The organism is Nordella sp. HKS 07 (genome assembly GCF_011046735.1).
GTDB lineage: Bacteria > Pseudomonadota > Alphaproteobacteria > Rhizobiales > Aestuariivirgaceae > Taklimakanibacter.
On record NZ_CP049258.1, the window covers coordinates 5,262,512 to 5,284,130 of the forward strand.

General features: G+C 63.4%; 19 protein-coding genes and 2 pseudogenes. All 21 read right to left on the bottom strand.

Annotated elements, in window-relative coordinates:
- Positions 1 to 52 precede the first annotated feature (52 nt).
- Positions 53 to 1,552 (bottom strand): replicative DNA helicase, encoded by a 1,500-nt coding sequence (locus G5V57_RS24750; protein WP_165170377.1) that lies wholly within the window; start codon positions 1,550 to 1,552, stop codon positions 53 to 55.
- A gap of 131 nt (positions 1,553 to 1,683) precedes the next feature.
- Positions 1,684 to 2,400: a bifunctional 2-polyprenyl-6-hydroxyphenol methylase/3-demethylubiquinol 3-O-methyltransferase UbiG gene (gene ubiG, locus G5V57_RS24755; RefSeq protein ID WP_165170379.1), complete on the bottom strand. Its 717-nt coding sequence runs from the start codon at positions 2,398 to 2,400 to the stop codon at positions 1,684 to 1,686.
- Complete coding sequence (locus tag G5V57_RS24760; protein ID WP_206530096.1) at positions 2,397 to 3,251, bottom strand: isoprenylcysteine carboxylmethyltransferase family protein; 855 nt, start codon at positions 3,249 to 3,251, stop codon at positions 2,397 to 2,399. Before G5V57_RS24760 ends, ubiG begins: the two co-directional genes overlap by 4 nt.
- Before the next feature lie 70 nt (positions 3,252 to 3,321).
- On the bottom strand, positions 3,322 to 4,068 hold the full coding sequence (locus G5V57_RS24765; protein ID WP_165170381.1) for an SDR family oxidoreductase: 747 nt from the start codon (positions 4,066 to 4,068) through the stop codon (positions 3,322 to 3,324).
- A 2-nt stretch (positions 4,069 to 4,070) separates the two neighbouring features.
- Entirely contained in the window at positions 4,071 to 5,012 is a 942-nt protein-coding gene (locus G5V57_RS24770) for a Gfo/Idh/MocA family protein (protein ID WP_165170383.1), read from the bottom strand.
- On the bottom strand, positions 5,012 to 5,953 hold the full coding sequence (locus G5V57_RS24775) for a threonine/serine dehydratase (RefSeq protein WP_165174247.1): 942 nt from the start codon (positions 5,951 to 5,953) through the stop codon (positions 5,012 to 5,014). Before G5V57_RS24775 ends, G5V57_RS24770 begins: the two co-directional genes overlap by 1 nt.
- Positions 5,950 to 6,963 (bottom strand): succinylglutamate desuccinylase/aspartoacylase family protein, encoded by a 1,014-nt coding sequence (locus G5V57_RS24780; protein WP_165170385.1) that lies wholly within the window; start codon positions 6,961 to 6,963, stop codon positions 5,950 to 5,952. Before G5V57_RS24780 ends, G5V57_RS24775 begins: the two co-directional genes overlap by 4 nt.
- Positions 6,960 to 8,060 carry a DUF4432 family protein gene (locus G5V57_RS24785; RefSeq protein ID WP_165170387.1) on the bottom strand — a complete coding sequence of 367 codons (1,101 nt, stop codon included), beginning with the start codon at positions 8,058 to 8,060 and terminating at the stop codon, positions 6,960 to 6,962. The genes G5V57_RS24780 and G5V57_RS24785 overlap by 4 nt, the downstream gene beginning before the upstream one ends.
- 30 nt (positions 8,061 to 8,090) lie before the next feature.
- The gene (locus G5V57_RS34925; RefSeq protein WP_165174248.1) at positions 8,091 to 8,846 is read right to left on the bottom strand and encodes an amidohydrolase family protein; all 756 of its coding nucleotides are present in this window, start codon (positions 8,844 to 8,846) and stop codon (positions 8,091 to 8,093) included.
- A pseudogene (locus G5V57_RS34930) lies at positions 8,782 to 9,573 on the bottom strand (amidohydrolase family protein); the annotation flags it as partial. The pseudogene G5V57_RS34930 and the gene G5V57_RS34925, both read right to left, overlap by 65 nt.
- Entirely contained in the window at positions 9,570 to 10,355 is a 786-nt protein-coding gene (locus G5V57_RS24800) for an ABC transporter permease (RefSeq protein ID WP_165170391.1), read from the bottom strand. The gene G5V57_RS24800 and the pseudogene G5V57_RS34930, both read right to left, overlap by 4 nt.
- On the bottom strand, positions 10,349 to 11,227 hold the full coding sequence (locus G5V57_RS24805) for an ABC transporter permease (RefSeq protein WP_165170393.1): 879 nt from the start codon (positions 11,225 to 11,227) through the stop codon (positions 10,349 to 10,351). Before G5V57_RS24805 ends, G5V57_RS24800 begins: the two co-directional genes overlap by 7 nt.
- Positions 11,228 to 11,242: 15 nt before the next feature.
- Complete coding sequence (locus tag G5V57_RS24810) at positions 11,243 to 12,403, bottom strand: PotD/PotF family extracellular solute-binding protein (RefSeq protein ID WP_165170394.1); 1,161 nt, start codon at positions 12,401 to 12,403, stop codon at positions 11,243 to 11,245.
- 114 nt (positions 12,404 to 12,517) lie between these two features.
- On the bottom strand, positions 12,518 to 15,538 hold the full coding sequence (locus G5V57_RS24815; protein WP_165170396.1) for a caspase domain-containing protein: 3,021 nt from the start codon (positions 15,536 to 15,538) through the stop codon (positions 12,518 to 12,520).
- A gap of 99 nt (positions 15,539 to 15,637) precedes the next feature.
- Positions 15,638 to 16,894, bottom strand: a complete 1,257-nt coding sequence (locus G5V57_RS24820; protein WP_165170398.1) for a cyclopropane-fatty-acyl-phospholipid synthase family protein — start codon at positions 16,892 to 16,894, stop codon at positions 15,638 to 15,640.
- A gap of 344 nt (positions 16,895 to 17,238) precedes the next feature.
- On the bottom strand, positions 17,239 to 17,823 hold the full coding sequence (gene rplI, locus G5V57_RS24825) for a 50S ribosomal protein L9 (RefSeq protein WP_165170400.1): 585 nt from the start codon (positions 17,821 to 17,823) through the stop codon (positions 17,239 to 17,241).
- A gap of 131 nt (positions 17,824 to 17,954) precedes the next feature.
- On the bottom strand, positions 17,955 to 18,203 hold the full coding sequence (rpsR, locus tag G5V57_RS24830) for a 30S ribosomal protein S18 (RefSeq protein WP_119391349.1): 249 nt from the start codon (positions 18,201 to 18,203) through the stop codon (positions 17,955 to 17,957).
- Positions 18,203 to 18,619 (bottom strand): 30S ribosomal protein S6, encoded by a 417-nt coding sequence (gene rpsF / locus G5V57_RS24835; protein ID WP_165170402.1) that lies wholly within the window; start codon positions 18,617 to 18,619, stop codon positions 18,203 to 18,205. Before rpsF ends, rpsR begins: the two co-directional genes overlap by 1 nt.
- A 706-nt stretch (positions 18,620 to 19,325) precedes the next feature.
- Entirely contained in the window at positions 19,326 to 20,738 is a 1,413-nt protein-coding gene (locus tag G5V57_RS24840; RefSeq protein WP_165170404.1) for a HAMP domain-containing sensor histidine kinase, read from the bottom strand.
- Positions 20,735 to 21,409: pseudogene (locus tag G5V57_RS24845) on the bottom strand (response regulator transcription factor). Before G5V57_RS24845 ends, G5V57_RS24840 begins: the two are co-directional and overlap by 4 nt.
- A gap of 4 nt (positions 21,410 to 21,413) precedes the next feature.
- Positions 21,414 to 21,599, bottom strand: coding sequence for a hypothetical protein (locus G5V57_RS24850; protein ID WP_165170406.1), 186 nt, complete (start codon positions 21,597 to 21,599; stop codon positions 21,414 to 21,416).
- Positions 21,600 to 21,619: the final 20 nt, after the last annotated feature.

Below are 21,619 nucleotides of genomic sequence, written 5' to 3' on the forward strand. Positions count from 1 at the left end.
CTTGCAACAGGAGAAGGGAAACTGACGGAGAGCATAACCGCATGGGGCCTGGCTAGTTGAATTGCTCGGGCAGGTGGTCGGACTTGACCAGATCCTGGAACTTGGTGAGCGAGGCGTCGAATTGCAGTTCGACGATGCCGGTGGGGCCGTGGCGCTGCTTGGCGATGATGAGCTCGGCGACGCCGGTCACCCGGTTCATCGTCTCCTGCCACTCGAAATGCTCAGGCGTATTGGGCCGGGGCTCGGTGCGGCCGAGATAGTATTCCTCGCGGTAGATGAACATCACGACGTCGGCGTCCTGTTCGATCGAGCCGGATTCGCGCAAGTCGGCGAGCTGCGGGCGCTTGTCGTCGCGGTTCTCCACCTGACGCGAGAGCTGGGAGAGGGCGATGATCGGTACCTTGAGCTCCTTGGCCAGTGCCTTGAGTCCGACGGTGATCTCGGTGACTTCCTGGACGCGGCCTTCAGAGGCGCGCTTGGCGGAGCCGGCAAGGAGTTGGAGATAGTCGACGATGAGGAGGCCCAGGCCCCGCTGCCGTTTCAGGCGCCGGGCGCGCGCCGCGACCTGCGCGATGGTGAGGCCGCCGGTCGCGTCGATATAGAGCGGCAATGTCGACAATTCGCGCGACACCTCGACGATGCGATGGAATTCGTCCTCGGTGATCTTGCCGCGGCGGATGCGTTCCGAGGAGATGGCGGATTGCTCGGCGATGATACGCGTCGCCAATTGTTCCTGCGACATTTCGAGTGAAAAGAAGCCGACGACGCCGCCGTCGAGAATGCGCACTGTGCCGTCCGGCTGATGATCGGCCTTGTAGGACTTGGCGACGTAGTAGGCGATGTTGGTGGCGAGCGAGGTCTTGCCCATGGCAGGGCGCGCCGCGAGGATGATGAGATCCGACGCCTGCAGGCCGCCCATCTTCTCGTCGAGATCGCGCAAGCCCGCCGAAATGCCTGAAAGGCCGCCGTCGCGCTGATAGGCGCTGGCGGCCATGTCGACGGCTTCGGTGAGCGCCCGGCCGAATAGCTGGAAGCCTTGGCCGTATTTGCCGGTCTCGGCGATCTCATAGAGGCTCTGTTCGGCCGTCTCGATGAGATCTTTCGCGGTCAGGTCGACCGGCGTGTCGAAGGAGTTGTTGACGATCTCGGAGCCGATGTCGATGAGCTTGCGGCGTTGCGCCAGCTCATAGATGGCGCGGCCGTATTCCTCGGCATTGATGATGGTGGTCGCCGCGGCGGCAAGACGGGCGAGATAGACCGGGCCGCCGATCTCCTTCAGCGTCTCGTCGCGCTCGAAATAGGTCTTGAGCGTCACCGGAGAGGCGAGCTTGCCGGCACGGATGAGCGTCGCGGCCGCCTCGTAGATGCGCGCATGCACCGCCTCGAAGAAATGCGACGGGTCGAGGAAGGCCGAGACCCGGTCGCAGGCCTCATTATTGACCAGGATGGCGCCGAGCAGCGCCTGTTCCGCCTCGAGATTATGCGGAGGCGTGCGGTAGGAGTCGGTTTCCTGTTCGGGCTCGACCACCCGGGCGGTGTTTTGTGCGTTCATGAGTCTTTGATAGCGATTGCCGGTGTCAAAGGGCGAATCTATTGGCGATTATGCGCGCTATCCACAGCCAGGGGAAATGCTGATTTTCAAAATCAGGTGATTCGCTCATATCCCCTTGTAACTTTGACAAATCAGCCGCGCGCATGCCCGATATAGGTGATCGAGGTAGTCGGGAGGGAACCGAAGGTGAGGTCGAATCGCCGGTTGAGTCCGCATGGACCGAAACCGGCAAGTGGCGCCACGGCGAAATCATGCCGTTCCAGCTTGGCCTTGAGCTCGGCCGGGGTGATGAACAGGGCTGGATCATGGGTTCCCGGCGGCAGGAGGCGGAGAACGCTCTCGCCCAAAGTCACCACGACCAGCCTGGCCAGCCAGTTGCGGTTGATCGTGTCAAACAGGAAGAGACCACCCGGCTTCAGCACGCGACGGATCTCGCCGATGACCGCGTCGAGATCGCGCACATGCTCCAGCACATCGACGCAGAGCACGATATCGAGCGAGTTGTCGGCAACCGGCAGGCTCTCGCCCGCCCCGACGCGATAGTCGATGGGGAGGCCCGTGGCTTCCGCATGATTTTTGGCGATGGCAATGGCGGGTGCTGAAGGATCGACGCCGATGACATGAGCGCCGCGTTGCGCCAGGGCTTCCGACATGAAGCCGCCGCCGCAGCCGAGATCGAGCACCGACTTGCCGCGCCAGTCCCCGACGATCGGTGTGAAATAGGAAAGCCGCGCCGGCACCATGTTCTGCAGAAGCCGGAGCCAGCGGGTCTCGCCCGTCCACCAGCTCGATGCAAAGGTGTCGTAGATCGACAGATCGTTGCGGGCCGGATCGGGGGAGTGCTTCATTTTCTGTTGCGACGGAAGGGAAGCCAGTATGGCACATGCCGGCGGTAGGCTTCAAACTGATCACCGAAACGCGCTTTGAAGCGCGCTTCCTTGAAGAGCGGCCCGATGAGGCAGTAGAGCGTGAGCACGCCGGCAACCGTGAGCTGGTCGGGCGTCCAGGTCGGAACCGTCCACAAGGTGGCGGCGAAGGCGACATAGATGGGCTGTCGGCAAAATCTGAAAAGTCCCGTCCGCGGCATCGGCGGGTAGCGCACGGCGATGCCCCTGGCGATCGAATACCAGCCGAGAAGCCCCACTTGCAGCGCGAAGCCGGCATCGACGATGGCTTTAAGGAGGCTCAGCCAGGCAGCGGCATAGGCGCAGCACAAGGCGACGAGCAGGGGGCCTTCCGCCCGCCACCAGATGATTCCGCTCGGCGACCATAAGAGGAAGAGCGCCAGTACTTGCAGCGACGCAATCGCGGCATAGGTTGTTGTCGAGAGGTCGGCGCCCAATCCGGCCGGCGCCAAATGGCGCATGAAACGATTGCCGCCGCGCGTCAGCAGCAGGGAATGCGCGATGGGAAACTGAAGGAGAAGCATGCCGTTCGCGATGGAACCATACGGCTCCGCCAGATCTCCGAAGGACCGGCTCATGCCGTGATACATCATGACGATCATCGCCGCGACAGCCGCGATGAACAGGCTGTGGCACAGCAATCCGTAGCAGGCCGCAATGACTCGAGCGCCTGACGATCTGGCGGGAACGCCAAGGCGCTTTATATCTTTGATCTGCGCATCGGATTCTCCGAAAGCCGCTTCGCACTTTTCGGTCCGATGCTCTATCCGGCGCGCCGGTGGATTGATGATCATTCCTCCCCTACGCCCCAGGCCGCACGCTATTCCGTAGATGCCTGAGTATCAAGCTTGGATGCGCAGGGCGTCAATGCCACTCATTGGCGGGGAACATCAGGGTATTCTTGAGCACCACGCCGGGCGGCAGGCGCAATTGCAGCAGCACCACTTCCGCCACATCATCCGACGACATCATGCCGCTGCGGCTTTCCGATCCCGCCGGATGGAGATCTACATTGAGAATATCCCAGAAGGGCGTGTCGACACTGCCCGGGCAGACGGTCGATACACGGATGCCACGCGAGACCATTTCCCGTCCGAGGCATTCCATGAAACCCATCACCGCCCATTTGCTGGCGCAATAGCCCGACCAGTCGGCATAGCCGGTCGTGCCGGCCGAAGACGCGATGGCGACGAAGTCGCCGCGCGCCTGGGCCAGCATAGGTCTCAACGCGGCCTTGATGGTGTGAGCGGCGCCGTGGAAATTGACGTCCATCATCTGGCGCCAGTCTTCGGGATCGGCGCTCTCGACCGGTCCGATCGTGCCGATGCCGGCATTGGCGATGACGATGTCGAGCCGGCCGAGGCGGCTCACGGTATCGCCGACCACGCGCTCCGTCGCCGCGAAATCGCGGACATCGAGGCGGGTGAAGAAAGCCTGTCCGTTGGCGGCCTCGATCTCGCGCACGACGGCGGAGCCATGCGCCTCATTGCGTCCAAGCACGCCCACATGCGCGCCGTCGCGGGCGAGCTTGAGCGCGATCGCCCGGCCGAGTCCGCGTGTCGCTCCGGTGACCAGCGCGATGCGTCCGGCGAGCGGGCGTTCCTCTGTCATGGCTATTCCCTCCCGAGTGATGAAAGAGCCGCTCCGGCGATCTCGAGGCCGGCCAAGGCATCGCGCGCGGTGACGACGCTGGGGCGCTCTCCGGCGCGGATACAGTGGACGAAATAGGACACCTCGTTGAGAAGGGAATCGTCCGGCCCCAGCTCGGCGAGGTCGATGCTACGCGGCTTGTCGCCATACTGGCGGATATAGGTGCCGGTCTCGAAGTCGATGCCGCCGCGCTCAGCCACGATCTCGATGCGATCGGGCGCGGCCTCGCCCGGATAGGTCCAGGAGGTGGCGAGCGACCAGACGGCGCCCGTGTCGCCTTTGGCCGTCACCATGGTTTGCGATCGCTGCGCGCCGTCCGGGCTCCGCCAAGCGTGAACGTCCCTGGCCGTGCCGCCCGTCATCCATAAAGCGAGATCGATGTCGTGGATCATCGTCATCATGATGGGATCTATGTCGGGATAGCGCACCGCATGGCTGTCGTCGCGGTGACGCCTGGCGCTGAAGGAGAGCACGCGGCCGATCTCGCCCGATCCGATGATATCGGCGATCCGGCGATGAGGCGCGGAGAAACGCAGCACATGCCCGGGCAGCACGAAGGCCGGGCCGCGCGCGTCTGCCTCGACCAGGGGAAGGGCTTGCGACGCCGTCATGGCCATGGGCTTTTCGACGAGCGCCGGAATGCCGAGCTCAAGGGCCGCGAGCGCCAGCGGCACATGCGTCTGGCCCGGCGAGGCGATGATGACGCCATCGGGCCTGGTGTGCCGCAACAGGTCGATGATGTCGCCGCCCCAGTCCTTGACGCCATGGCGCTCGGCGGCCGTCCTGGCGGCCGTCTCATTGCGATCGGCGATGGCCACGACTTGCGCATCCGGGATACGAGCGATGACGCTCAAATGCTCCTGGCCGAAGAGTCCGGCGCCGGCGAGGGCGAGCTTTACCGCCATTACACGGTTCCCTCGGGCCCGGCGCCGCAGACCAGTGCGCAGACATGCCTGGCGCCCTTGAGCTGTGGCAGGTTCTGGCGCAAAGCGGCGATCGAGGCGGCGCCTGAGAGATCGGCGGCGATGCCCATTTCGAACCACAGGAAACACGAGGCCTCCGCCATCTCCTCATCGCTGACGAGCACGATGTCGTCGACCGTGGCGCGGACGGTTTCATAGATGCGCTCGTCGGTGCGCCGGCAGCTCATGGTCGGCACCCGTGAGGTCACTTCGGAAAGCGTCACCACATGGCCGGCATCGAGACTGGCCTTGAGCGTCGGCGAGCCTGTGGGCTCGATGCCGATGATGCGAATGTCGGGCCGCTTCGCCTTCAGCGCCGTGCCAAGACCGGAAATGAGCCCGCCGCCGCCAATGGCGATGAGAATCGCATCGATATCGGGAAGGTCGTCGAGGATCTCGAGGCCGAGCGTACCTTGCCCAGCGACGACGAGCGGGTCGGCGAAGGGATGGAAATAGGCCGCTCCCGTTTTCGCCGCATAGTCATGCGCCGCCTGGTTGGATTGGCTCCATTCGTCGCCGACGATCTCGACCTTGGCGTTCCAGGCCTTCATCTTGGCGACCTTGGCGGGCGAGACATTCGACGGGACGAAGATGGTCGCCGGCACCTTGGCCGCGAAGGCGGTGCGCGCCACCGCGAGGCCGTGATTTCCGCCCGAGGCCGTGGTGATGCCGCCTTTGATCTCGTCCTTGCCGGCGCCGAGAAGCCGGTTCATCGCGCCGCGCGCCTTGAACGAGCCCGTCACCTGCAGGCATTCGAGCTTGAGCGTCACCTTCGGCGCGCCGCTCAGGGAGGACTGAAGCTGATCCAGCGCCAGCACGGGCGTGCGCCGGATATGGGGGGCGATGCGGGTGCGCGCCGCCTCGATATCCTGGATGCTGATTATGACAGGTCTCCTTCATAGAGCGAGGCCACCACCAGGCAGCAATTGCCGGGCTTCACCCGGCCGGGCTGGCGGCGCCCATAGAGGATGCCGTCGGCTTGATAGTGGAGCAGGTCGGGCGGGCGCGTCGGGTCCCACAGGCAATGGATGCGCCCCGCCTCTTCGCCGGCTTTCACCTTCTGACCATTGGGATGGGAGGGCTCGAAGACGCCGTCCATCGTCGCATAGACATGCGCCTTGTTGCCGGCGAGATCCAGGATACGCCTGTCGGGCCGGGGTTCCGGCTTCTTGGCCTGGGGCAGGACACCCAGATGCGCCAGCACATTGCGCACGCCCCGGCGGCAGATGGCGAGGCCTTCGAGCGAGACGGTGCCACCGCCGCCCATCTCGGTACCGACGGTGACGAGGCCGGCATGGCAGGCGGCCGCCGTCGCGGTACGTGTGTCGCCGTGATTGCTGATGACGACGGCGAGCGGCGCGTCGAAGGCGAGCGCCGCCGCGATATTGCGCCGGAGCAGATCGGGATTGTCGGTCGGCTCGACGATGGCGCTGGGGAGGATGTCGAGCGAGGAGCCGCCGGAGTGAAGGTCGAGGAAGGCATCGCCGCGCGGGAAGATCTCGCGTGTCATATAGGCCGAGATCTGCTGGGTGATCGTGCCCTTGGGATCGCCGGGGAAGGTGCGGTTGAAATTGAGTCCGTCGACCGGCGAGGTGCGCCGCCCGGCCATGACAGCATGCACATTGATCGTCGGCAGCAGGATGAGGCGGCCCTGGATCTCCTTCGGATCGAGATCGCGGATCAGCTCGCAGATGGTGATCGGGCCTTCATATTCATCGCCATGATTGCCGCCTTCGATGATGACCGTCGGCCCCTTGCCGTTGCTGATGACGCAGAGCGGGATGCGTGTGACGCCCCAGGCATCGTCATGCGGCGAATGGGGGATGTTGACGAATCCGGTCTGCTTGCCGGGCCGGTCGAAGTCGATCGTGGTAAAGCCGGCAGCGCCTGTCATGTTGTCCTCTTTCTGATCGTTTCGATGGATTGCCTGAGGCTTTGCGCTTCATCCGGCGCCAATGCCCCAAACGCCATCTCGCAATGATATTCATCCTGCGGCGCCAATATGCGCAGACGGCCATTGGCCTTCTCCGCCGTATAGCCGTTGGGATCGGCGGTGGCCGGCAGCATCAATCCGAGGGCATCCTGGTCGCCGCTGCGGCTGATCCAGCGCACGCCACGATCGAGTTGCTGTGGACGATGGCTCACGAAATCGGCCGAGCCATCGGGAAGCAGCTGCATGCTGTGCGCCCATCCTGTCTCGTCGGCGCGGCAGTCGAGCGAGAAAACAAGCTCGGGATCGATTGCTTCGCCCGGTCGGATCTGCCGATGCCGGGCGGGATCGGCGAGGGTGGCGTCCAGAAGCTGGCGATGGCGCGCCGAGGGCGTGGCATTGCCCGGCAAGGTGGCGCGGACCCGCATATGACGTGGATCATCGGGCGCCGTGTCGATGAGCGCCGCGCTGTCGATCGGCCGGAAATTGATGTGAGCCAGATACATCAGCTCCATCGGCCCTTGTTTCATGTTGCGGACGGACAAAGTGGCGCGGATGCGCCCGCCCTTCGCGCCGAGCTTGATGACGGGCACCGCTACGTAATTATGCGTGAACGCGACCCGATGACGGTAGCTGCCGGAAAGCGCCATATAGGGCCCGCGCTCGTCCCGGCCGACGATGAGATGAGCCTCTTGATAAATCGCATTCGGAAGCTCGCCGTGCAGCGGATGCGTATCGCCCGGCCCCGGATTACCCATGGCGGTGACACCGCAATGGATGAAGAACGCGCCGTAATTGGAGAGATAGTCCTGGGTGGCGACCGGTTCGTCGAACATCGAGCCCATGGTGAGGCGGCGCCCGAAGAATGTGGCATCCCAGATCTGCTGGCCGTGGAAGGGCAGCAGATCGAGCTGGCCCGCGTCATTGGCGATCGTGAGTCCGGCGACGCCGCTGCCATAGAGGAAGGCGGTGGCGGTCATGCCTGCATGCTCCGCAACCACAGCGGACGCCCGGGTGAAATGCTCGGGCCGAAAGGGGATGATGACAGGGTCAGGTGACATGGAGCGTCTGATATCCGGGCGGGAAGGCGATCATGCCGTGTTCCGCTTGTGCCGCGCAAGGGTGTTGGGTTCGATCTTGCGACCCATGCGGGCGAGCAGGGCCATGGCTGCCTGGTTTGCTTCGCGCAGGAGCTTGCGCTCATCCACGGTCGCGAAGCGGCCTTCCTCCAGAACGATCCGGCCATTGACGATCACCCAATGGACGGACTTCGAGCGCGACGAATAAAAGAGATTGCGGATCATATTGGTGGTCGGGATAAGTTCCGGCCGGTCGAGCGTGTGGATGACGAGATCGGCGCGTTTGCCGGGCTCGATTGAGCCGATGCTTTTCTCCATGCCGACGGCGCGGGCGCCGGCGCGCGTCGCCATGGCGAGCCCATCCTCGGCGACGAGATAGGTGCGATCGCCATGCGCCTCGCGCGCCGTCAGCACGCTCAAGTTTGCCTGCCGCCAGAGATCGAAGTCATTCGACCAGTTGGCCGAGTCCGAGCCCAGTGCGATATTGGCGCCGCGCCGCCACAGTTCCGCGTGCCTTCCATGGAAGCAGCCGCCATGACCCCACATCATCGAGGCGGCGGGCGCCCAGGCGATGCTCGTGCCCTTGCCGAGCAGCGCCTCGCATTCGGCGTCGGTCAGATGATTGGCATGGCCGAAAGTGACATTGCGGTCGAGGAAGCCGATCTTTTCGAGATGCAGGAGGGGGATCGGTGCCGAAGCGCTTGTGATCCGCTTCCGTGTCGGCGGGGCTGTAGGACTGGTGTAGATTGAGGACGACGCCCGCCGTATCGGCGCGCGCCTTGGCCTCCATCATCAGTTCCTCGCTGGCCGTGCCGAGGCCCAGTATGGCGACATGGCCGGTGACCAGGGCTTCCGGATCGCCATTGCGATGGAGCTCGCCTCCCATCAGGGCGAGCGCCTCGGCGCGGGTCTTGGGCGCGCGCTTCAGCACCGGACGGGTGCGCGCCTGCGCGGCGCAGGCGCTGCAGCCTGACTCGACCATGCCTTGCGCGAAGCCCTGCGGCTGATCCCAGATGAAGGCGTCGCCGATGATGGCGCGGATGCCGATATCCTGCGCGGCGCGCGCCGCGGCGGCGGGCGTGAGCACGGTGCCGGCTTCGAGAAAACAGGTCGTGCCGTTGCGGATCATCTCCATCGCCGCGAGCGCGACGGCGAGATATTCCTCCTCGTCGTTCACCGTGTTGAAGAAGACGCTTTCGAATGTGTCGAAGGCATCCGTCTCGGCGAGTTGGTCGGGCAGCGCGCCGCGGAACAGCTGGAAGGACGCGTGCAAGTGGCATTCGATGAAGCCCGGATGGACGGGAGCACCTTGCGCATCGATGCTGCGCTTGCCCTCAAACCGAGCGGCGATATCGGCGTCATCGCCCACCGCGATGATGCGGCCCTTGTCGATGGCGATGGCGCCATGTTCGAAGATGCGCTCGCCGTCATCCATGGTGAGCACATGAGCATGCCGGATCATCAGCTCGACGGACTGGCGGGGCGTTTGGGTCATGAATTTCTCCGGCCGATGAAATTGGATCCGATCACCAGGCAGACGAGCAGGAAGAGCAGCATCGCCGCCAAGGCGTTGATCGAAGGGTCGACGCCGCGGCGCATCAGGCCCCAGACCAGCACCGGAACGGATTGCTCATTGCCGATATTGAACCAGGTGACGACGAACTCATCGAGCGACAGCGCGGCGGCAAGCAATGCGGCACCGACGATCGAGGGGCGTATCTGCGGGAAGGTGATGTCGCGGAAGGTCTGGAAGGATGAGGCGCCGAGATCGCGCGCCGCCTCGAGCGTGGTGAAGTCGAAGGTCTCGAGCCTTGCATTCATGGTCAGCACGACAAAGGGCAGGCTCACCAGCACATGGCCGATGGCGGCATTGCGCAGGCCTTGCGAGAGGCCCAGCCCGTGAAACATGACGGCAAGCGAGATGCCGATGACGAGCAGCGGCACGACCGCCGGCAGGAGGCTCGCAGCGAGCAGTGCCTGGCGCAGGCGCGGCTGGGCGAGCTTCACGACGCCGAAGGCGAAGGCGGCGCCCAGGACACCGGCAGCCACCGCCGAAATGCCGGCAAGGATCAGGCTGTTGGTGAGCGCCTTGGTGATGAGCGGATTGGCGAAAGCGTTCTGGTACCACGCCAGAGTGAGGCCCTCGATCGGCATGGCGAGCCGGGGCGAGGTGGTGAAAGAGAACAGCACGATTACCACGATCGGCGCATAAAGGTAGAGAAGCACGAAGCCGAGGAAGCCGCGCGCCAGGAGGTTCGAGGGGGGCGGCCTCACCATACCGTCACCCAGCGCACGATGCGCATGATGAGGAAATAGAGGCCGAGCACGATGCTGATGGTGACGAAGGCCAGCGCCGCGCCGAGCGGCCAGTTCGAGCCGATGCCGCGGAACTGGTCGGCGATGACATTGCCTATGAGGAGGCTCTGGGTGCCCCCGACCAAAGTCGGCGTCACGAAGTCGCCGGCAGCGAGCAGGAAGGCAAAGGCGAAGGCGGTCCTGAGGCCTGGGAGCGCCATCGGCACCAGGATGGTGCGGATGAGGGTATAAGCAGGGGCGCCGAGGTCGCGCGCGGCCTCGAGATAATCGCGCGAAATATTCGCCATCGCCGAATAGATCGGCAGCACGGCGAGCGGCAGCAATAGGCCGCACAGCGTGATGACGATGGCAAGATTGCTGTAGATCAGGAATTCGAGCGGCCGGTCGATGAGGCCAAGCCATTGCAAGGTGGAATTGAGCAGGCCCTGCTTGCCGAGAATGGTACGCCAGGCATAGATGCGCACCAGATAGCCGCTGAACAGCGACAGCAGGATGAGCTGCAGGATGATCTGGCCGCGCCTCTCAAAGACGAAGCGCATGAGATAGGAGACGGCGAAGGCGATCGGCACCACGAAGGCAGCGGTGACCAGGCCGACGGCGATGGTGCGGATAATCAGCACGCGATAGAGGCTGGAGGTGGCGATCTTCTCATAATTGTCGAGCGTGAGATCGGGGATGAGCACGAAGCCGTTCGCCCGCCAGAAGCTCAAGACGAAGAGCGCCAGCATCGGCACGGCGAAGAAGATCAGGTAGAAAAACGACGCCGGGAGGAGCGGGCGCGCAGTCACGCCCGCTTGTCCCCAGCGTCCCATTGTGCCGGCGGTCGCGGTCATCCGCGGATCGAAACTTCAGGCCACCTTGAATTTCTGCCAGGCTTCGACCCAGGCCGCCGAGCCGACGACGTCGCCTTCCGGGTTCTGCGGCGGCACGACGATCTGGGTGCCGAGAATGCCGCCACCGGGCTGGCGCACATTCTCGTAAGGATAGATGTCGCGCACGCTCGCATCGATAAGGTCGAAGGCCTTCTCGACCGTGCAGCCCGACCCCAGCTCCTTGGCCAAGGCGGCATTGTTCTCCGGCAAGGTGATGAAGTCGATGAACGCATAGGCATTGTCGATATTGGGAGAATCGACCGCGAGGGCATAGGCGTCCGACCAGAAAAAGGTGCCGTCCTTCGAAGGCGAGCCCACCACCAGCTTGACGCCCTTGTCCTTGGCGATGAGCGTCTGATAGGCCCAACCGCCGATACCGAGCGAGGCGTCGCCGCGCACCATGACGTCGGCCATGTCGCCGTGGGACGCGCCGATCGTCACGACATTGGGCTTGACCTTGAGCATCGCCTCGACGACCTGCTCGAGCTGAGGCGCGGTCAGCCGGTTCGGCTCCTTCATGCCGAGCGAGGTGGCGAAGAGCCAGATATTGCCGAAGGGATCATCGAGGAGGACAAGCTCGCCCTTATATTTTGGATCGGCGAAGTCCGTATACTTTTCCGGCATCTTGTCCCACTTGGCCGGATTGTAGACGCAAGGCTCGTCGCCCCAGATCATCGGGATGCCATAGGTCTTGCCGTCGCGCGTGAGCCACGGGGCATCCTTGAAGGCGGGGAAGAGACCTTGCGCGCTCGGAATGCGGGCCATGTCGAGCGGCTGGAACAGCTCGGTATTGGAGCCGAGGATGGCGCGCTGGAAATCCTTGTTCGGGGTCAGGATGTCCATCGAGCCGCGCCCGCCGGTGTTGAAGCGGGTGAGGGCCTCGTCCGCCGCCGACTGGAAGGAGGCCTGCATCTGGATGTTGTTCTTGGCCAGGAACTCCTTGGCGACATTGCCGCCATGCTCGCCGTCCCAGCCGAGGAAATTGAGCGGCCCGCCGAGCTTCTTGTCCTGGGCCGAAGCGGGCGGGGCGCCGAGCACGGTGAGCGTGGCGAGGCCGGCCGCACTCTGGATGAACCGCCGGCGGCTCACATCCTGATTGAGCTTGGAATCGAGGATTTGTCGCAGGAACTCTTTCATGGCGCTCTCTCCCTGATTTGCCGCGCATTGCGGGCATTGTTGTTTTGATTTACTTACTAGTAAGTAAGGGCGAAGTCAACGCGGGAGAGGGCGCTATTGCTGCGCTCTCCTCGCTTACTTCATGCCCGCTAGGGTGTCGCTGATAATCTTGATCTTGTTGTCGACGAGCCCCGCCATGCTGGCCATGCCGGCCTGATTGAGCGCACCCTTTGCCATCTCGAAACGTGTGATGGATTCCTCGAAGGCCTTCCGGTCCTGACGCCTTGTGCCGTAGCCCCAATAGACATCGCCGATGCCGTTCTGGGCGAGGCCCCATTTTAGCGCATTCGTATCCCGCGTGAACACCTCCATCGAAGCGTTGAAAGCGATGAGTGCCAGATCGTAGCTCTCGGTACCCTTCTCGAAGTTGCCGACCATGGCGAGAGAATTGCCGAGATTGAGCTGGGCTTCCGCCCATTCGAGGCCGGAATTTTCCTTGGTATAGACCGACAGTGAGGCCTGCTTGGCTGCGATCGACTGTTTGTACATGTCGAGGCCGCCGCCGCGCGAGGCGAGCGCTTCCAACGTGCTACCGAGCATGGCTTGGACGCCGGCCCAGGTGATCGGGTCGCGTTCCCGCGTGAACTCCTCAGCGGCCTCATTGTAGAGCGCGATCGCTGCGGTGAGCTTGGCCGGATCGTCCTTAATCTTGCCGAGGGCTTGCTGCGCGTTACCAAAATTGACCCGGGTCATTGCCCAGTCCTGGGGCGAGCAATCACGCTTGAAGACTTCGATAGGGCCGGGAAAGAGTACAGCCGCTTCTTCAATCATCGCGACGTCCTGCTTGCGCATGCCAATGACAAGCAAGGACGAAGCCAGATTGTTCTGGATGGTGGCCCAGTTGACCGCTGACCGCTCGCGCGTCACTTCGACCAGGGCATCGCGGAATCCTTTCGCCGCTTCCTCCATCTCGGTTGTAGCCGTGCCAGAGCGTTGGCCGATATTGTAGGTCACCTCGCTCAGTCCATTGAGACTGTTGCCCCATTTCAGCGGCACGCGCTCGCGGGTGCGCACTTCGAGGGCGAGGCGAAGCGTCTTCTCGGCCTCCTTGAGCATGGCCATGTCATTCTTGCGGGTCGCCAGCGTGCTGAGCGTGTTGCCGAGGCTGTTCTGCAAATTGCCCCAGCGCAGAGGATCCTTTTCGCGGGCGATCACTACGAAGGCGGCGCGATAGGCGCCGACGGCTTCGAGAAGACGGGCGTCGCCGCTTTCCCGTCCGCCCAGAGCGGAAAGAGCGATGCCGAGATTGAATTGCGAATCCGCCCATTCCGTCGGTAGCTTGTCGCGGTTACGGATTTCGAGCACGGCGCGCTGGGCGGCAACCGCGGCTTCCAGATTGAATGTGTTGCTTTCACGCTGTCCGAGCGCGATGAGCGCATTGGCGTAGTTGTTCTGAGCTGCTGCCCAGTTCACCGGATCGCTCTGGCGGGTGAGAACCTCCAAGGAGCCGCGGAAGATCTGGGCCGCTTCTTCGAGCAGTTTTCTGTCGCAGACGCGTTCATTGAGGTTGAGATAGGCGACGCCCATGTTGTTGCGCGTCTTGGCCCAGTCGGCATTTTTCTCGCCATTGGGGATGAAGGAAAGAAGCTGTTCATAGGCGGCGATGGATTGCCTGAGGGCATCATTGTCGGCTTTCTCATCGCCTTGCGCGTTAAGCGCCTCGGCTTCGAGGTTCTTGTAGTTCCATTTGAGCTTCTCGTCCCACTTCTCGACCAGAGAGAAGGCCTTGGCATAGTCCTTGGCGGCGGCAAGATAGTCTGAGGCGAGCGAGGCGGCCTCGGCGCGGCGCACATAGATGGCGGCATCGGCCAGCCGTTTATTCTTGACCGCTTCCTCCGCGGCGTCGACGGCGCCCGCGGTCGCTTCGACGCGCTTGACGGCGTCATCGAGGAATTGACGGGCTGTGGCAATGGCGCCTTGTTGGATGGCGCGGTGTGCCGCCTCGGCGAGCTTCTTGATCTCGGGATCGTCCACATTGAGCGATTCGCGCTCGGCCATCATCCTCTTGATGGTTTCCGCTTGCATCTTGAGAAGCTTCTCCAGCGCTTCCGGATCCTTCGGCATGTCCTTGACGCCGAGGGCGCTCAGCACGCCATAGAGCGCGCTGATCGGCACGCCCTTGTCCTTGGAGATCGTTTCGACCTGCCCGCGCTCGAGGCTCGGCAGATCGGCGATGGTGAGGAGCAGCTGGCGGCGCTCGCCGGTGATGAGGCCGTCCTCGCCTTCGGGCTCGTCGGGCGCCACGCCCAGATAGAGGAGGCGCCTCAGGCTTTCATTGACCCAAGGACGCTGGCGCGTCTCGGTCGAGAGATAGACTTCCTCCGTCACCATGCGCATCACGGAGCCGAGCTCGGCGCCTTTCATGGCGGAGAGATGGCGCAGGAGGGCCGCCGCATAGGGGCTGTTGCCGCCTTCGGCGCCATCGAGCGCCGGACGGCCAGGCTCGGCCGCGTAACCGATCACCGTGCCGAGATTCTCGGTGGCGGGAGCGGCGTTTTCGACGACGGCCGCCCCACGCGGCGCCCCGAGGCCGCTGACGGTCACCGGCAGCGCCGGGCTTTCCGGCGTCGCCTTGAGCTGGGCGGTTGCGGGGAAAGGATTGGTGCGGCAGGCATCGAGCAGCACGATCACCACCGGGACAGTGGCCTTGAGCTTGTCGACAACGGCAGTGAGGGAGACGAGCTCCACGCCGGCATTGCCGAGCGAGGCTTCATCCGCATTGACGGGGACGAGATAATTGTCGCCGCCCGCCTCGATGCCGTGGCCCGAATAATAGAGGAAGGCGATATCCGCGCCTTCGGCATCCTCGACGAAGCGCTCGAGATCGCGCGAGAGTTTTCCAGCGTCGCGGTCGGTCACCGCGCGTCCGTCGAAGCCCAGATCGGTAAGCAGCTTCGACATTTCACGCGCGTCATTGGCGGGATTGGGCAAGGGCGTGATATGGGCATATTTCGACTGCCCGATCACCAGGGCGACGCCCTTCAGCGTCTTCTGCTCCTCGGCCATAACGGCGGAGGCGGCCAGGACGGTGATGAAGACTGCGAGAAGGGCACTGATGGCCCGTTGCGTATTCCGGGCCAGATATAGAGGCATCATGCCGCCGACCGTCCTTGAGAATTTCCCTCGCGGTTCTTTAGGCCTGTCGTTGCGGCAGGATCAAGGCCGAATTCGGCCGCGTTGCGGGCTTCCGGCGGATTATTCCGCCGGCACCGATTTCAGCCGGCGGCTCTTGCTGTCGATCGCCCTGAGGCGTTCTTCTTCCGTGATCATGTAGTTGCGCGTCATCGGCAGCGCGTGCTGGTTGCGGGTGAACTGGATCTGGAAATTGTTCATGCCCTGATAGCGGAAGGCGTTTTCGGACGCGGCCAGATAGAACTCCCACATCCGGCAGAAGCGCTCGTCATAGATCGCCTTGGCGCGGTGCCGGTTGGCAGCGAAGCGCTTGCCCCATTCGCGCAAGGTCTCCGCATAATGCAATCTCAGGATTTCGATGTCGGTCACATAGAGGCCGCTCTTCTCGATAAACGGAAGCACTTCGGACAGAGCAGGGATATAACCGCCCGGGAAGATAAATTTCTTGATCCAGGCGCTGGTGGCGCCGGGCCCGTCGGAGCGGTTGATCGAATGCACCACCGCCACGCCGTCATCCTTGAGCAGCGCGCGGCATTTCGCGAAGAATTCCTTATAGTGGACCACGCCGACATGCTCGAACATGCCGACCGAGACGATGCGGTCGAATTTCTCGTCGAGATGGCGGTAATCGAGCAGGCGAAAGTCCACCGTGTTGGAGACGCTGCGCTGGCGGGCGCGCTCCATCGACATCTTGTGCTGTTCTTCCGAAAGCGTGACCCCCGTCACCTTGGCATCGCAGGTCTCGGCGAGATAGAGGGCGAGTCCACCCCAGCCTGAGCCGATATCGAGCACCTTCATGCCGGGCTTGATATTGAGCTTGGCCGCCAGATGCCGTTTCTTGGCAAGCTGGGCGTCCTCGAGCGAGGGTTCCGGCGTCTCGAAATAGGCGCAGGAATATTGCCGGTCACGGTCGAGGAAAAGATCGTAGAGGGCGCCCGACAGGTCATAGTGATGGGCGACATTGGCCTTGGCCTTGCCGACCGGATTATACTGGTCGAGCCGCTTCAGCCCGATGCGGAGCTGGTTGAAGAATTTCGCAGCACCCGGCGTCGGCCGCTGCTCCATATTTTTCATGAGGACTTCGAGCAGGTCGTAGATCGTGCCTTCGGTAAGCTCGATGTCGCCCGCCATGTAGAGCTCGCCGAAATAGCGGTCGGGGTCGAGAAGGATCTTCATCGGAGCCCGCGGATTGACGATCTTGAAGCCGGACGGTTTACCCGACCCATCGCCATAGATGTGCTTGCGCCCGCGGATATCGGTCACCGTCAGATTGCCGGTCTGAACCAGCTGTCTCAGAGCCTGGTTTAAAGCTGCAAACATCTCCGTTCTCCCGCTTTTCCGGCTCCCCAGCCGGAAGGTGGTTCACCCGCATAGTAAACGCAGTTTGACGAATAAGTGAAGGCCCGCGGCATTTCGGGAGCGCATAGCGTTAATGCAGGACCACGGGGGCTCCGACCCTCGTTCCGCGGCCTAGATCACGATGAGTTTGGATTGAGTCAATCCAAACTCATAAACGTGATCGATTCCTATATGATAGCGCGGGATTCTTGCGAAAAACCGGTGCCCACTTTTTCGCATCCCGCGCTTGGGGAGGCCCGGGCCGGGCAAAGAAAAAGGGCCCTGCCGCGGCAGAGCCCTTGTCCAACTTATCGCTGAGGGAAGGATCAGTCCTTCGTTTCCTCTTCGACGGCTTCCTCGGCAGCCGTTTCCGACTCGAACAGCTCCTCGGCGGCGGCCAGCGCCTCGGCCCGCTCGGAGACGGGGCCGGTCAGGACCTCGCCGCGCGCCTGAGCATCCGCCTCGTCCTGCGAGCGCGCCACATTGAGCGTCACCGGAACGGAAAGCTCGGGGTGGAGGGCGATCTGCACCGTGTAGAGGCCGATGGTCTTGATCGGGGCATCGAGCAGCACATGGTTGCGCGACACCGGAATGCCGGCCGTCGAGGCGGCCTCGGCGATATCGCGGGTTGAGACCGAACCGTAGAGCTGACCCGATTCACCAGCCTGGCGCAGGAGGATGAAGCTCTTGCCTTCGAGCTTGCCGCTGTCGCCCATGGCGGCCTTGCGGCGCTCCTCGTTGCGAGCTTCGTGCTGGGTGCGGTCGCGCTCGAACTTGACCCGGTTGGCCTCGGTCGCGCGCAGCGCCTTGTGCTGTGGGAAGAGGTAGTTGCGGGCGAAGCCGTCCTTGACCTTGACGACTTCACCCATATTGCCGAGCTTGCCGATGCGCTCGAGAAGAATGACGTCCATAATTCTAATCCTTTGCTGTCCCCGATCCTGGAGGATGGGTTAGAGGCGGATCGGGTATCCGCCCCAACCGTCGAAGCGTTCCCCGCCAAAGTTGTTCGACTTTGGCGAGAAGGGAACGCTCCAATGAGCGATTACTTCAGCACGTAGGGCAGGAGGCCCAGGAAACGCGCGCGCTTGATCGCCTGGGCGAGTTCGCGCTGCTTCTTGGCCGAAACCGCGGTGATGCGCGACGGCACGATCTTGCCGCGCTCGGAGATGAAGCGCTGCAGCAGCTTCACATCCTTGTAGTCGATCGCCGGCGCGTTATCGCCCGAGAACGGGCAGCTCTTGCGACGACGGAAGAAGGGGCGACGTGCCGGCCCGCCTTGACCTTGAGCCATTAGTTAGCCTCCCTGTCCGAAGAGAAATCGAGATCGTCGAAGCCACGACCGCCACGGCCGCCGAAGCCACGTCCACCGCCGCGCTCGTCGCGCTTGCCGGCCTTCATCATGGCCGTGGGACCGTCTTCGTGCTTCTCGACGCGCACCGTCATGAAACGGATGACGTCTTCATTGATCGACATCTGGCGCTCCATTTCGGCGATAGCCGCCGGCGGGGCTTCGATGTCGATATAGGTGTAGTGCGCCTTCCGGTTCTTCTTGATGCGGAAGTTGAGGGACTTCAGACCCCAATACTCGGTCTTGCCGATCTTGCCGCCACCCGAAGTGATGACGGTCTTGAATTGATCAGTCAGCTGATCAACCTGCGCATTCGATGCGTCCTGACGGGTCAGGAACACATGCTCGTAAAGTGGCATGTTTCAAGCCTTTCAAAGTTTCTGCCATCAATTGACTCCCGGCGCAGAGCCTCCTTCGAGCCCTCAGAAGTGAAAGGCTCGAAAGACCGGTTTCTCGAAAGAGCGGAGACACGGGAAGACGGGATCAAACCCTGTCTGGGACCCTGATGAGCCACAAACCTTCCGTTCAGCCCCCCAACCGGAAGCCAACTGGCGGGGGCTCTATGGCTGAAAAGCCCGCGGAATGCAAGCGCTCTGAATGCCGTCAGGGAAGGCTCTCCTAATCCCAATCCTGAACTTCAGGATTGTAGAACCAACGCCGTAACTCCCGGCAGGTGCGGGGGCGGCCGTCGCTGACGCTGCCATCCGTGCAGGGATCATAGCGCTTGCGGCGCCACTCTCGCGGCTCCGGCTCGCGGCCCTGATGACGCAGCCAGCGCCTGAGCTCCTTGCAGCTGCGGGCTTTGCCGTCACTGAGGCTCCCGTCACGGCAGGGGTTGTAATATTGGACCCGCTCAAGCCGGCCGCTATGGGGCTGTGCCTCACCAGCGGGCACGAATGCTATCGACGAAAGACAGAGGCAAAAAAGAGCGACACGAAGCATGGGGTGGTCCTTGGCCTATTGTTCATGGACGCGAAGGATCCCCGAGGCGGGTTGTGAGAGTATTGCGGTGGGCAGGATTTATCCGCTTAGATCACGATGAGTTTGGATTGAGTCAATCCAAACTCATAAACGTGATCGATTCTCATATGTTAGCGCGGGATCCTCGTGAAAAACTGGTGCCCACTTTTTCGCATCCCGCGCTAGCGGGAAGGACAGGCGGAAGGAGGCGCCGACGGCGCGGTCGCGCACCGAGACGCCGCCGCCATGGAGTCGCATCGCGTCGCCGACGAGGCTCAGACCCAACCCGGCGCCGCGCCCATCCTTCTTGCGCTTGAAGAAGGGCTCGAAGATGCGATCGCGCAAGTCGGATGGAATGCCCGGCCCTTCATCCGTCACCTCGACCCAGTCGGTGCCGACGAGGAGCGAGATTGTGCCTTTCCGGCCGCCATGGTCGATGGCGTTCTGGACGAGATTGGTCAAAGCCCGGCCGATCGCCTGCGCGTCGCCCTTGACGATGGCCGGACCGTCTGCCGCGCCGAATTCGATTTCATAGCCCGCCTCGAAAGCGAGCGGACCCATGTCGAGAATGACCTGGCGCGCCAGCGCCTCGAGATCGACATCCGGAAATGGCGAGGGAGCAGAGTGCAGGCGCTCGAGGTCGAGCATCTGCTCGGTGATGATCCTGAGGCGCGCCGCATCCAGAGCGAGTTGCGCCTTTGCAGGTCCCTGCGGCAGCGCCGCAAGCCGTGTGTTCAGGATGGCGATGGGCGTGCGCAGCTCATGCGCGGCATCGGCGAGGAACCGCTCCTGGCGCTCATAGCCCTCGTCGAGGCGAGCCAGCGCGCCGTTCACCGCATTGACGAAGGGCAGTACCTCCGAGGGTATGTCGACCGTCGCCAGCCGCAGGCCGCGCTGGCTGACATCGATAGTGTCGGCCTCGGAAGCGGCACGGTCGAGCCCGGCGAAGGCCGAGCGCAGGATCCATGGCGTCGCGATCAAGGCGCCCACCGCCATGACGGCGAGGATGGGAAGGAGATATTGCAGGGTGACGAGCGAGAGGCCGAGCAGGACGAAATGGAACGGCCAGGGCGCTTCGCTGCCGGTGGTGAATTGCAGCCGGCCTATGCTCGTCTCGGCCCATCTGACGCGCGCTGTCGGCCGGTCGGGATCGCCCAGATTCCAGCCGAGCCGCGCCTGGCCGATATCGTCGAGCGCCGTGCCGATATTGGCATATTCGGGCGGGATCGCGCCGTGCGCGAGCTTGTGCTGCTGCCGGTCGCGGATGATGAACCACAGATCCGGGATCGTCACGCGCAACGCCTTGAGCTCCTCGGTCTCGCGCAATCGCAGCCGGCCATTCTCGTCGCGCCCGATCGCCGCGCGCAATATGTCGATGGTCGCGTCGGGCGAGCGGAAATCGAAGAGAAGCCCCGAGCCGAACAGCACGGCGATGACCAGCGCCAGCACCGCCGCCTGGACGGCGAGCAGGCGGCGGAAGAGGCGCCTCCTGAGCGAGCGCCGCGCCGGGCCGGTCATGCATCCTCGCGCAAGAGGTAGCCAACACCGCGGATCACATTGATGACGAGGCGGGCATCGGCTTCGTTGAGCCGCCGGCGCAGGCGCGATATGTGGGAATCGAGTGCATTCGACTGGATCTCGTCGTCGAAGCCGAACACCGCCTCCATCAGGTGAGCGCGCGGCACCATGCGGCCGGTGCGGCGGATGAGGCTCTCCAGCACCAGTAGCTCGCGCCGCGGCAGCTTGAGCGGCTCGTCGTCGATGCGCGCCTCGCGATGGGTGGGATCGAAAGTGAGCCGGCCGATGGTGATCAGCGGCACAGTGAGAGTCTACGGGCGGCGCAATACGGCGCGCAGGCGGGCCAGCAACTCGTCGAAATCGAAGGGCTTGCAGATATAATCGTCGGCGCCGAGGTCGAGACCCGCGACGCGCTCCGGCACATGGCCCATCGCGGTGAGGACGATCACGGGCAAGGGGTCGCCGCGCTTGCGCAAGGTAGCGAGGAAGCGCAGCCCGTCGCCATCCGGCAATTGGCGGTCGAGCAGAGCGGCGTCATAGGCCGTGTCGGTGACGATGAACTCCGCATCGGCGAGCGTCGACACGGCGTCGATCAGAATGTCGTGCCGGGCGAAGGCCGCCTTGAGGGCTTCCACCATTTGCGGTTCGTCTTCGATGAGGAGAAGGCGCATGGCTTCAGAAGAAGGAAAGTCCCTTGGTGACGGCCGCCAGCGAGCCCGTGACGCCGGACCACAGCCAGCCATAGCTGTCGGGCAGCGCCAGATGCAGCGACTTATCATAAAGCAGGAAGCCGAGCACCAGCGCAATGATGCAGGTCTGCGTCCATTGGCGGGCTGCCGCGCCGCCGCTCTCATAGAACATGAGCCTGTCTCCTCTCGAAT